Source organism: Acidobacteriota bacterium, from assembly GCA_039683095.1.
Classification (GTDB): Bacteria; Acidobacteriota; Aminicenantia; order Aminicenantales; family Saccharicenantaceae; genus RBG-16-66-30.
Genome location: JBDKSB010000009.1, coordinates 1 through 13758, shown reverse-complemented (window position 1 = coordinate 13758; position 13758 = coordinate 1). Strand labels below are relative to the sequence as shown.

The following is a 13758-nucleotide window of genomic DNA, read 5'->3' as shown; positions in this document are numbered from 1 at the left end:
CAAAAATCCCCTTTGGGGGCGATAGTAAACGCTTTAGCAAATCGTTGAAAATAAATGGATAAATTTAAATCGCGATGAGCCGTTCATGTTGCGCGGGAAGATGTATGCCATGAGAAGATCGAGTGCCGTTCTCACGCTATTCGCCCTGCTCGCTTTGACGTCCGCTCTCGAAGGCGCCATCCCGGCCTCCGAGAGGCAGGCCCTGATCGCCTTCTACAACGCGACCGGCGGCGATTCCTGGGGCACCAACTCGGGCTGGAAAACGCCGCCGCTCGATGCCGACGGGTTCGCCATGCCCGGCACGGAAAACACCTGGTACGGCGTCACCGTCGGGGCCTCGAACACCACCGTGACCGGCATCAGCCTCCCGACGAACAACCTGATCGGCAGCCTGCCCGCGGCGATCGGCGATCTCACGAACCTGACCGTCCTGAACTTCCGCCACAACGAGCTCAGCGGCTCCTTGCCGTCGAGCGTGGGGAACCTCGTAAATCTCACCACGCTGCAGTTGAGCGAAAACCAGCTCAGCGGCAGCCTGCCGGCCGAGCTGGGCAACCTGACCCAGCTCACGACGCTCAATCTCTACTACAACCAGTTCAGCGGCTCCTTGCCGTCGAGCCTGGGCGGACTGACCGGCCTCCAGACCATGTCCCTCTATTCCAACCTGTTCGACGGGGCCATCCCGTCCGAGCTGGGCAGCCTCACCGGCCTGACGACGCTCGACCTGCACGACAACCGGCTCAGCGGCTCCCTGCCGGCGAGTTTGGGCAACCTGACGGCCCTCCGGGACCTCCTTCTCCAGACCAACGCCCTGACCGGATCGATCCCCACGGAATGGGGGAATATGACGGCCCTGCAGAAGCTCTACATCCAGTACAACCAGCTGAGCGGTTCGATCCCGGCGAGCCTCGGCAGCCTGGCCGATCTCCAGGAGTTCGTCGCCGGCAACAACCAGCTGAGCGGCTCGATCCCGTCGGAACTGGGCGATCTCCATTCACTGATCATGCTCGACCTTCGCTTCAATTCCCTGACCGGGTCCATCCCGGCCGCGTTGAGCGGTCTGACCTCGGTCCGGACCCTGCTCCTCCAGTTCAACGACCTGAGCGGGACGATCCCCCCGGAGTTCGGGAACCTGGCGGCCCTGACCGATCTGCGGATGCAATCCAATTCCCTGACCGGGCCGATCCCGGTCGAGCTGGGCAATCTGGCCAACCTGGTCACGCTCTATATCCACCTGAACCAGCTCAGCGGCCCCATCCCCGCCGTTCTGGGAAACCTGACCAAGCTGGCGTATCTCCACCTGTATTCCAACCAGCTGACCGGGTCCATCCCGGCCGAGCTCGGGTCCCTGACCAACCTGATCGACCTCAGCGTCAATGGGAATCACCTTGCCGGGACGGTCCCGGCGGAGCTGGGCAGCCTGACCAAGCTCCAGGCCTTCCGGATCTCCTCGAACATGCTGGCCGGGCCCCTGCCGGCGTCCCTCATGAACCTGACGGCCCTGGTCCCGGCGACGACGGACCTCAGCTTCAACGCGCTCTATACGTCGGACTCGTCGCTGGCCGCGTTCCTGGATTCCAAGGATTCGGACTGGGCCAGCCTGCAGACCGTCGCCCCCTCCGGCGTGACGGCCGCCACCCAGGCCGGCGGCAACATCCTCGTTTCGTGGACGCCGATCGCCTTCACGACCTATGGCGGCTACTATGACGTTCTCGTCTCGCAGGCCTCCGGTGGGCCCTATGCGTCGGCCGGGCACACGGTGGACAAAAAGGCCGCGTTCCTGCAGGTGACCGGGCTCACGCCGGGCCAGAGATATTATTTCGTCGTCCGGACGCACACGGACGCCAACGCCGGCAACTCGAACGCGGTCGACAGCGGCGAAAGCGCCGAAGTGTCGGCCGTGGCCAGCATCAATACCGTCGTCTCGATCTCGGGAACCGTCCTGGCCGAGGGCCTGCCCCTGGCCGGCGTCACCCTCTCCGGACTCCCCGGGAGCCCGGTGACGAACGAAGCGGGCGCCTACGGCGTTTCCGTCGATGCCGGCTGGTCCGGCGTCGTGACCCCGGTCCTGGAGGGCTATTCCTTCGAGCCCGCCTCGCGGACCTATGCCGATCTGACCTCCGACAAGACGGGCCAGGACTATGCGGCCGCGGAAGTCGTGCCGGCGGGGATCACGGTCATCGCGCCCAACGGGGGAGAGACCTGGAAGGCCGGCTCGACCCAGGCCGTCACCTGGGCGGAGACGGGCCTGGCGGACACGGTGACCATCGACCTTTATGAGGGAGGGGTCTATCAGAAGACCCTCGGCACGGCCGATGTCACGGCCGGCACATTCTCCTGGAAGATCGCCTCTGACGAGACGGTCGCGACGAACTGCCGCGTGCTTGTCTGGCAGGGCGGCGTCTCGGACGATTCGGACGCCGACTTCGCCATCGAGGCGGCCGCCGTCCGGAAGGACGACCTCGTCGTCACCTGGGACGCCACGGGGCTCTATTACCGGGATTCGGATACCGGCGGATGGGTCCGGATGGCCTCGCCCGCGAACATGGTCAGGGCGGGGGACCTGGACGGCGACGGCATCGACGACGTCATCGGGATCTGGCCGAGCCAGGGCGGTGTCTGGGTCAAGTACTCCGCGACCGGCGCGTGGACCCGGCTGTCCTCCACGGCCGCCTATATCGGCGCCGGGGACATGAACGGCGACGGCCGGGTCGACCTCGTCGGGTCGTGGGACGGGCAGGGCGTGTTCTACAGGAACTCGGTCACGGGCGCCTGGGTCAAGATGGCCTCGCCGGCGACGATGGTGACCGCCGGCGACATCGACGGGGACGGCACGGACGATCTGATCGGGCTGTGGCCGGCCCAGGGCGGGATCTGGGTCAAATATTCGAAGACCTGCACGTGGGCCCGGCTGTCCTCGACGGCCGTGCACATCGCCGCCGGGGACATGAACGGCGACGGCCGGGTCGATCTCCTCGGCACGTGGGATGGGCAGGGCGTGTTCTACAGGGACTCCATCACGGGCGCCTGGGTCAAGATGGCCTCGCCGGCGACGCTCATCACGGCCGGCGACATCGACCGCGACCGCGCCGACGACCTGATGGGCGTCTGGCCGTCGCAGGGCGGGGTCTGGGCGAAATCCTCAAGCACGGCGGCCTGGCAGCTCCTGGGCGCGACCGCCCGGGACATCGCCGCGGGGAAGATGAGGCCGGTCGCCGAGGCGGGGGACGAGGGCGGCGCGGCGGCCGCGGCCTCGGTCCGGACCGGCGTCCAGGAGACCGAGGAGCTTTCCTGGCCGGTCGGCGGGGCGGCCGAAGGTCCCGGGGCGGCGGCCGTCCGCAAGGACCTCGCGGCCGACGGCCCCGGCGGGGCGCGCTTCGTCCACATCGAAGACATCAACCTCGAGCCTCGCGAGGCGCTTGGCGCCGGGGCGTCGCGCCCCGGTCCCGGGGAGCCGGGATTCGCCTGCACCGAGCAGAAAAACGCCTTCCCGGGCGAGACAAGAACCGCGGACAGGAAAAAGGAGAACCCGCGACGTTCTCAAAAATAGCCGCCCGGCGGGGCGCCGTTCTCCGGCCCGGGGAACGAACGGCGGACCTTGACTTTGCCGGAGATAATCCGTAGATTCGGGTCAAACGGACCTCAGGGGGACCAGGCCATGAAATCCATCCGGATCATCGCTCTCGGCATCTTGTTCGCGGGCGCTCTGGGCATCGCCTCCCTGCCGGCCGCCCAGCAGCAGATCGTGCTGACCGCCCCGTCCTATCAGATCACTCCGGGCGCGGACGGATCGCACCGGATCGTCATGCCCGGTTATGCGAGCTTGGGCGTCCCCGGATACCCCGATCTGCCCGTGCGCGTCTTCTATGTGGCCCTGCCCCCGGATGTCGAGATCGGGACGATCTCCGTCGCCTCGGACGAAACCGCGCCGGTCAGCCTCGGCCGGTTCGTGATCCCGGAGATGCCTCCTCTGGCCGCCTGGGACGGGAAGGACAGGGTCCTGGATCCTTATCAGAGCGTGTACGGCCGGGATGCTTACTTCCCGGAGAAGACCGTCGAGTACGCGGGCTTTTCGCGGTTGAGGAAATGGCGGATCGCGAAGATAGCCTACTCGCCGTTCCGCTACAACCCCGTGACGAAGGACCTGGTGTTCGTCCCCGGCGCGACCGTCCGCATCAGCTATAGCCTCGCCGCCGTGCGGCTGGCTTCCGACGCCCAGCTGGCGGACGGGGCCATGGACGACCGGGCCCGCGGCCTCCTCCTCAATTATTCGTCGGCCGCCGAATGGTACCGGCCCGCCGTCGTCGTGCCCCAGGCCCAGGCGACCAACGACTACGTGATCATAACGACCAACGCCATCGAGTCGGCCCATGCCGCCGCCCTGGCCGATTTCACGGCCTACCTGACGGGCCAGGGGCACACGCCGCTCGTCATCACCGAGGACGAGTTCGGCGGCCTGACGGGCCAGTCCCCCGATGGGACCGCGGAAAAGATCCGCCAATGGCTGATCGACAACTACGCCGCCCTGGCCGTCAAGTACGTCCTGCTCATCGGCAATCCGGACCCCGCCGCCGGCGACATCCCGATGAAGATGTGCTGGCCGAGATCGGACCAATCGTCCTATCAGGAATCGCCGACGGACTACTTCTATGCCGACCTGACCGGCAACTGGGACCTCGACGCCGACGGGAATTTCGGCGAGTACGCAGGCGACCGGGGTACCGGGGGCGTCGATTTCGTCAACGAGGTGTACGTCGGCCGGATCCCCGTCTATGAGGAATATCCCTACCTGGACGACGTCCTGGCCAAGATCATCGCCTACGGCAGCTCATCCGACACGGCCTGGAGGCGGAAGGCCCTCCTGCCCGAGAGCTTCAGCGACGCCACCACCGACGGGGCCTACCTCGGAGAGGCGATGGTCAACAATTACGTCGCCCCCTCCGGAATGGGCTACCACCGGCTCTATATGCAGGGCAATTTCTGCGCGGCCGCGAACTCCGTCTTCGACAGCGAGGAAGAGCTCCTCAGCGGCGCGACCGCCGCCCATTGGGACGCCAATCCCTACGGCCTGGTGCTCTGGTGGGGCCACGGGAACTGGTTCGGCGCCTACCTCGGATACACCGACTGCGGCACCGGCTACATCCTCAACGCGAACGACGTCTCTTCCCTGGACGACAGCCGCCCGGCTTTCGTCTATCAGTGCTCCTGTTCGAACGGGACGCCCGAGGAGCCGTCCAATCTCGGCTCCCTCCTCCTCATCCGGGGCGCGGTCGCCACCGTGGCCGCCAGCCGGGTGAGCTGGTACGCCGTGACGTCGTGGCGCCTGTCCCTCAAGTATTACGCCGACAACGCCAGCATCGGCTACTACTACGCCGAGCAGCTGGTGACCGGGGCCAAGCCGGCCGGCGACGCCCTTTTCGCCGTCAAGAGCGACATGGGCGTCAACATGTACTCCGCCTGGACCGGGGCCTCGTGGATGAACCTGTTCGATTTCAACCTCTTCGGCGATCCCGCGAGCCGGCTCTTCTCCGACCTCGTCGTCGCCGGTTCCATCCGCGACACGAACAACAGCCCCATCGCCGGGGCGGCCGTGAATTACGGCGCCGGCTCCGTCACGACCGACGCTTCCGGCTTCTACAGCGTCCGCGTCGCCCCCGGCTGGTCGGGCACGCTGACCCCCTCCAAGTCCGGCTACGAATTCCTGCCCGCCTCGCGGACCTATTCCGGCCTGGCGGCGAGCAGCCTCAACCAGGACTACGCGCGGACGAACACGACCCCCGGCGTGACGACCGCCGCGGTCAGCGGCATCTCGACCACCACCGCGGCGAGCGGCGGCGTCGTCCTCGCGGACGGCGGGGCCGCGGTCACGGCGAGAGGGGTCTGCTGGAGCACCGCCGAGCATCCGACGGCCGCCGGCTCTCACACGACGGACGGAAGCGGGACCGGGGCGTTCACGAGCAGCCTGACCGGCCTCGTCCCGTCCACGCTGTACTATGTCCGGGCTTACGCGACGAATTCGCACGGAACGGCTTACGGCGAGGAACTGGCTTTCACCACCGCCCAGCTCGTCTACACGCTGTCCCTGGCGGCGGGCGGGGCCGGCGGCGGCGCGGTGAAGGTCGGCGGGACCTCCCATGACCTGCCGTACGAAGAGGGCTTCGCGGCGGGGAGTCAGGCAGTCATAGAAGCTGTCCCCGCGGCCGGCAGCGTGTTCGCCGGGTGGAGCGGGGACTTCAATTCCGCGGACAATCCCGCGACCGTCACCATGGACGGGCCAAAGAGCGTCACGGCGAACTTCGGCGTCGTGACGATCTATCCGGACGATTTCGTCGGGACGTGGGACGGGCAGGGGGTCTATTACCGGAATTCGGATACCGGGGCGTGGGTCGCGCTGTCCTCGCCGGCCACGATGATAGCGGCCGGGGACCTCGACGGGGACGGGATCGACGATCTCATCGGGCTCTGGCCGAGCCAGGGCGGGATCTGGGTCAAGTACTCGCAGAGCGGCGCTTGGGCCAAGCTCTCTTCGACGGCCGTGCACATCGCCGCCGGGGACATGAACGGCGACGGCCGCGCGGACCTCCTCGGGACCTGGGACGGTCAGGGCGTCTTCTACCGGAGCTCCGTCTCCGGCGCCTGGGTCAAGCTGGCCTCGCCGGCGACGATGATCACGACCGGCGACATCGACGGGGACGGGACGGACGATCTCGTCGGCATCTGGCCTTCCCAGGGCGGGGTCTGGGTGAAATATTCCCAGAGCGGGGCGTGGGTCCGGCTGTCGTCGACGGCCGCCGATATCGCCGTGGCGGACATGAACGGCGATGGGCGGGACGACCTCCTGGCGACCTGGGACGGGCAAGGCGTCTATTACAGGAATTCCATGAACGGGGCCTGGGTCAGGATGGCCTCCCAGGCCAGCCAGGTCGCCGGCGGTGACATCGACGCCGACGGCACGGCCGATCTCATCGGCATCTGGCCCTCTCAGGGCGGCGTCTGGGTCAAGTACTCGAACGGCAGCGCCTGGGCCCGGCTGTCCTCTTCCGCGCGGGACATCGCCGCCGGAACGATGCGGGCGCAGGGGACGATCGCCGAGGCGGGCGGGCTCGCTGCGGCCGCACGAACGGCCCCGGCCCAGACCTTCCGGGGCGCGGGGAACGGAGTGAAGCCGGGAGTGTCCGGGCTGAAGCTGGACGATTCCGACCGCGGCCCCGGCGGCGCCCGGTTCGCTTATTTCGAGGACGTCAACCTGGAACCGAAGGAAAACGAGCGGGCCCGGGACCTCCGCGCGCCCGGTCCCGGCGAGCCGGGCTTCGTCTGGACGGAACAAAAGAACAGCCAACCCGGCGAGTCCGCCGTCGAGAAGCCGGCGACCGGGCGGAATGGCCAAAAGAGGAAACTTAAATAGCCGACTCCAGAGATGTTCGCGGCATCATAAAAAGTCCTTGCAATAATAGGGCGCTTGTCGGAGAATCCATTCATCTTTGGAGTAACAGCGGAGAAACGGGAAGCCGCAGGGGAATTCCTAACGCTCTATCGATGACCGCCGATCACTTCCTTCCTTCTCCGTTCCTGTCTCGTTGAGGACGGGCCGGCCGAAGCCGGCCCGCTTCTGATAAGGCCGCCGGGAACGCATCGGAGGGAAGGTCCTATGAAAAAGTCGCGCCTCTTTCCTATCCTCTTTTCTTTCTTCCTCGTTATCGCCCTGACTTTCGCGGCCGCGGAATTTCAGAAAAAAGTACAGCCCGTCGCGAGCGGCGGGACGATCAAGGCCAGGCCCGGCATCGCCTATGACGCGCAGGCCCAAAAATACCTGGTCGTCTGGCAGGACCGGACCGGGCGGAGCTCGGGGGATTGGGACATCCAGGCCCGGATGCTCGACAGCGACGGGAATCCCGCGGGCCGGGTGATGCATCTGGCTTCCTCGGCCGGCGATGAGCGGCATCCCCGGGCCGCGGCCACGGGCGCCGGCTCTTGGCTGGTCGTCTGGTCGACGGGGCGGTCGATCGAAGCCTGTGCCGTCGACGCCGAGGGCAGGATCGACGGCTTCAGGAGCGTGACGGCGAACGCGGGGAGGCCCGTCGATCATCCCGACATCGGCTTCTCCAGCCTGGACGGCCGGTTCTTCGTCGTCTGGGAAGAGCTCGACGAGTCCGGCCTCAACGTGATCAAGGGCCGGAGCATCGGCGGACCCGGAGAAGAGGCCCGGGACGCCGTCGTTCTCGGCCGATCGGCCTACGACAACCTTCAAGCCCCCTCCATCAACCAGGCCGGGGGCAAGTTCTTCGTGGCCTGGGAAAAGCCGGTCGCGGCCGGCCGGATCGACATCGAAGGCCGGGAGGTCCCGGCCGGCGCGGCGTCGGCCGACGCGCTCGGAAGCGTGGTCGCCGTCGCCGCCGACGGAGCCCGGAATACCGCCCCGAGCGTGACCGGAGTGCCCGGAACGGCGGGATATTTCGTAGTCTGGCAGGCCCAGCGCGGGGCTCGCCGCTCGGAGATCGCCTTCGCCGATATCGGCGGCGACCAGGTCCTCCTGGCCGGCGACCTGACCGCGACGGAGTCGCGGCTCGAGTCCCGTCCGGCGGCCTTCGCGGCCGGGCTGGCCGGCCGTATCCTCGTGACCTATCAGGCGGCCGGCGTCGAGGCCCCGGCCGCGCGGGACATCGCGGCCAGGACCATCGGCTGGGGCGATACGGCCGCCTCGGCCGAGATCGTTCTCGATGAGGACCGGAGCGGCGGCGGCAATCCCGCCATCGTCCGGGCCGCGGGGGCCGACGGGCGCGGGATCATCGTCTGGGACGTCAGGGAAGGGGAAGGGACGGAGCTCTTTTCCAGGGGTTGGCAGGAGGCCTCCACGGCGGCGGTCGTCGCCGCCAACGGTCCGATCGTCCCCCTGGCCGACATCACGATCTCGGGACAGGTCACGTTCGACGGCCTGGGACAGGCCGATGTCCTCATCGGCGGGCTTCCGAGCACCGTCAGGACCGACGCGCTCGGCTTCTACGCGGCGATGGTTCCGACCGGATGGACCGGGACGGTGACCCCGGTCCAGCCCGGCTTCACGTTCAGCCCGGCCAGCCGGACCTATTCGAACCAGGCCGTCGACGCGAGCGCGCAGGATTACGTCGCGGCCTTCGCCGGCGGCGTCGACGACGCCTACGAGGAGAACGATACCTTCGAAACGGCGGCTTCCCTCGCGCTCGGAACGACCCACGACCTGGTGCTCGGCGACGAGGAGTGGTTCAAGTTCTATGTTCCCGCGGATGACGCCGGCAAGGACCTCAAGGTCCGGGTCTGGGGGACGGGCTTCCCCGACGCGACGACGCGCCGGGACTTGGACTTCGGGATCCTGGACGCCTCCGGCCGGCTCCTGAGCTACAACCTGAGCGGCGCGCCGGACGAAACGGCCTACGTCTGCGGCGTCGCCGAGGGATGGTACTACGTCGTCCAGAACTACGTCGGGGCCGTGGGAACGGTCTACTCCCTGTCGGCCGAGCTGAGCGACACCTTCGGCCTCGCCTATATCAGCGGGCAGGTGCTGGACGATGAGGAGGAGTCCCCGGTCGCCGGGGCGTCCGTAGAGCTCTACGCCATGCCGTTCGACTGGAACGTCACCCGGCCCATGGTCTTCACGGACGCGAACGGCTATTACAAGATCGGCTGGCTTCCCGGTGATTTCACGCTCCGGTTCAATACGCAGGATTTCGGCGACGACGGTCTCGCCTGGACGCCCGACGCGAACTACCTCGGGGATGTCTATCAGTACAACCACGTCCTGACGCTGACCGGCGGGGCGTCCCTCGAGAACGTCAATATGTACCTGATCCCCGGCGGGACGATCACCGGGCAGATCACGGACGGAAGCGGGGCGCCGCTCGGCGGCGCGAGCGCGCAGGTCTATCTCGGCAACTGGTCGCGGGTCGCCGCCGTTCTCACCGATTCCAGCGGCGTTTACCGCGTCGATCGGCTGCGGGCCGCCAACTACGCGGTCCGCGCCCGGACGGGGTCCGGCGACCTGATCAACGAGTGGTTCGACGACAAAGCGCTTTTCGCTTCGGCCGACCCGGTCGGGGCCGCCGCCGCCGGGACGACATCGGGCATCGACGCGTCGCTCGACGTGAAGACCTGGGGCGCGATCACGGGCCGCGTCCTCGATGCCGACATGAATCCCGTGGGCGACCTGCAGGTCTCCATCGTGGATCCGGTGGGACTGACGCTGTGGACCGTCCGGACGGACGGGGACGGCTACTACACCCATTCGGCCGTGCCGGCCGGCGACTGGAAGGTCCTGTTCAATGCGGCCTCGGTGGGCACCATCTCCCTGGTCTCCCAGTATTACCCGGGCACGCGTTTCCTGGCCGATGCGACGACGGCCCATGTCGTCGCCGGCGCGGTGACCGAAGGCATAGACGCCGTGCTTCCGGCCGCCGGGTCCATCTCCGGCCGGATCCTCAACAACAACGGCAGCGTGGCCGTCATCGCCTTCGACACGGCCAGCAATTTCCAGTGGAGCGTCTCGCCGGCCGTTCCCCTTGTTGGGGAGACGACCTATATCCTCAATAACCTGCCGCCGGGGACCTACAAGGTCCTGGCGCGTCCCAGCCAGCAGGGCGACCGCATCCCTCATTGGTATCCGGACGCGACGTCCTACGCCGCGGCCGGCACCGTGACGGTCGCGGCCGGCGCGACCACCGAGAACATCGATGTCACCCTCCCCGGAGGAGGCGGCATGATCATCGGCCGGGTGGTCAACGCCTACGGCTACGCCATCCACTCGGTCCGTGTCATCGCCCAGGACGCGTCGAAGGAATCCGCCTATTCCAGCGCGATCTCGGACGGCGACGGCTACTTCACGATCCGGCAGGTGCCGCCCGGCTCGGTCAAGGTCTATTTCAACGCCGACGCGAACTGGCTGGGCTACGTCTCCGAATACTATAACGACAAGACGAGCTTCGCCGCCGCCGATACGATCACGGTCAACGAAAGCGAATCGACGCCGCTCAGCGACGCCGAGCTGGCCAATCGGCCGGAATTGGCGATCTCGACGACCTCGCTTGCGGGCGGGGAGATCGGCGTGGCTTACAGCCAGCAGCTCGGCGTCGAGGGCGGCTGGCCGCTCTATCGCTGGACGCTCTATTCGGGGGCCCTGCCGCCGGGCCTGGCGATGAGCGCTGGAGGGGCGATCTCCGGCACGCCGACGACGGCGGGCACGTTCAGCTTCATGGTCACCGTGACCGATTCGTCCTCGGGGCAGATGTCCGCGACCAGGGAGCTGTCCATCACGATCGGCGAGTACACCGGGTCCGGCTATATGATCTCCGGAACGGTGCTTTCGGGACAGACGCCGCTGGCCGGAGTGACGATGAGCGGGCTGCCGGGGAACCCGGCGACGAACGCCGACGGCACCTATATCGTGCCCGTTCCTTCGGGCTGGTCGGGGACGGTGACGCCGGTCCGCTCCGGCAATTCCTTCACACCGGCGACCCGGACCTACGCCAATGTCACGGCCGACGCCGCGGGACAAGACTATGCGGCCGCGGCCGGATACCGCATCGCGGGGACCGTGACGCGCGACGGCGCCGGGCTGGCCGGCGTCACGATGGCCGGGCTTCCCGGCGCCCCGACGACCGATGCGGCCGGCGCCTACGCGGCGGCCGTTCCGGCCGGCTGGTCGGGGACGGCGACGCCGACCCTGCCGGGCTTCAGCTTCACTCCGGCGGACCGGACCTATGACGCGATCGCGGCGGACGCGACGGCCGAGGATTACGCGGCGGCCTTCGCCGGCGGCGTCGACGACGCCTTCGAGGACAACGACAGCTTCGAGACGGCGGCCGTCCTGCCGATGGGGAGGACCTCGGGCCTCATCATCCGCGACGAGGACTGGTTCAAGTTCTACGTCTCGGCGGCCGACGCCGGCAAGGACATCCGGGTCGTCCTGAGCGGGACCGCCTATCCCGATCCGACGATACGCCAGGACATGGATTTCGCCATCCTCGACGCCGACAAGCGTCTTTTGGGCTATAACACCAGCGGCTGCGATGACGAAACGGCCTACATCTACGGCGCGGCCGAAGGCTGGTATTACATCTCGAACGTTTACTACGAGGCGCCGGGGGTCGTTTATGCGCTGACGATCGACGCCAACGCCGACTTCGGCCTGGCCTTCGTCACGGGCACGTTGACGGACGACGGGGGGAACCCGATCGCCGGGGCCTATGTCGAGCTCTACGGCTCGCCGTTCGACTGGAACGTCAGCCGGCCGCTGGTCGTGACCGGCGAGGACGGCACCTACCGGACAGGCTACACGCCCGGCCTCTATACGGTCCAGTTCAACGTCAGCGACTTCAACGACGATTTAGACTGGACGCCGGACGTCAATTTCCTCGGCGAGGCCTATCACGGCGGCGAGGTCCTGACCCTCGTGGCGGGGGAGACGCTGGCGGATATCGACGGCCAGCTCACGCCGGGCGGCGTCATCAGCGGCCGGATCACGGACGCGTCGGGGGACCCGCTCGGCTATGCCGCAGCCTTCGCTTACGCGGGCGACGCGGTCCAAGCCGCGGGTGATGTCTGCGACGCCGACGGCCGATACGAGATCGACCGCCTGCGGGCGGGCAACTATGCGGTGCGCTTCCGGGCCCCGGGCGGATACGCCCTGGCGACGGAGTGGCACAGCGACGCGACTTCATTCGCTTCGGCGATGCCCGTGGCCGTGGCCGCCGGGGCGACGACCGGCGGGATCGACGCCGCCCTGGGAACGGCCGGCGTGATCGCCGGACGGATCACGGACGGGGAAGGGAACCCGATCGAAAGCGTCCAAGTGACGGCTTGCGACCCGGCGGGGATGGCCCTCCAATCCGCGTCAACGGACGCGGACGGCAACTATTCCCTGGGCCGGCTGCCGACGGGCACGTTCAAGATCCGGTTCAACGCGGCGACGGTCGCGTCGGCGAACTATATCTCGGAATACTACCCGGACGTCCTCGGCCTGAATGAGGCCCAGGAGATCGCCGTCACCGCGGGGAATTCGACCAGCGGGATCGACGGCGTCCTGGCCGAAGCCGGAGCGATCAGCGGGACCATAACGGACAGCGGCGGGCAGGCCTGTGTCTCGGCCAACGTCTACGCCTTCAGCCCGGACGGCTCTTTTTCGCTGTCGGCGACGACCGATGCGGCGGGCGCCTACGCCATCCGGAACCTGCCGCCCGGCGATTACCGGGTCCGGTTCCGGCCGTCCACGGAGAACATGACGGTCGAGTGGTACAACGACCGGGCCGACTTCACGGCCGCGGACGTCGTCACGGTCGCGGCCGGGGCCACCGTTTCGGGCCTCGACGCCGCCTTCTCGAGCGAGACCGGCCTGATCACGGGCCTGGTGACGAACGGATCGGGCGACCCCGTCGAGGGCCTCACGGTCGTTGCCCAGGACGCCGCGATCCCGGCCGCGTGCTATTCGGCGCTGACGGACGCGAGCGGCGCGTACACCCTCCGGCGGCTGCCGACGGGCTCGTACAAGGTCTGGTTCAACGCCGATGCCGCCTATCGCAACTATCTGTCAGAATACTACGATGACAAGGGCGGCCACGGCTCCGCCGACGCCGTCGAGGTGACGGTCGGCAATACGACCTCGGGAATCGACGCCGTGCTGGCCGAACGGCCGGCCCTGGCCGTGACGACCGAGTCGCTGGCCGCCGGGGAGCTGGGGGTCGCTTACAGCGGCGCCCTGGCCGGCTCGGGCGGGCGGCCGTTCTATTATTGGAG

Annotated in this window: 3 protein-coding genes; all 3 read left to right on the top strand. The window is 67.8% G+C overall.

Annotation, left to right across the window (positions count from 1 at the left end; all coding sequences use genetic code 11):
- Nucleotides 1–109: 109 nt before the first annotated feature.
- Entirely contained in the window at nt 110–3550 is a 3441-nt protein-coding gene (locus tag ABFD52_06075; protein ID MEN6560320.1) for a fibronectin type III domain-containing protein, read from the top strand.
- A gap of 108 nt (nt 3551–3658) precedes the next feature.
- Nucleotides 3659–7405 (top strand): C25 family cysteine peptidase, encoded by a 3747-nt coding sequence (locus tag ABFD52_06070; protein ID MEN6560319.1) that lies wholly within the window; start codon nt 3659–3661, stop codon nt 7403–7405.
- Nucleotides 7406–7648: 243 nt separating this feature from the next.
- Nucleotides 7649–13758, top strand: a 6110-nt coding sequence (locus ABFD52_06065) for a carboxypeptidase regulatory-like domain-containing protein (GenBank protein ID MEN6560318.1), incomplete at its 3' end; no start/stop codon positions are given.

Bases quoted from the DNA above. Each gene is read 5' to 3' on its own strand.
- ABFD52_06075 (MEN6560320.1), top strand. From the start codon at position 110: ATGAGAAGATCGAGTGCCGTTCTCACGCTATTCGCCCTGCTCGCTTTG.
- ABFD52_06070 (MEN6560319.1), top strand. From the start codon at position 3,659: ATGAAATCCATCCGGATCATCGCTCTCGGCATCTTGTTCGCGGGCGCT.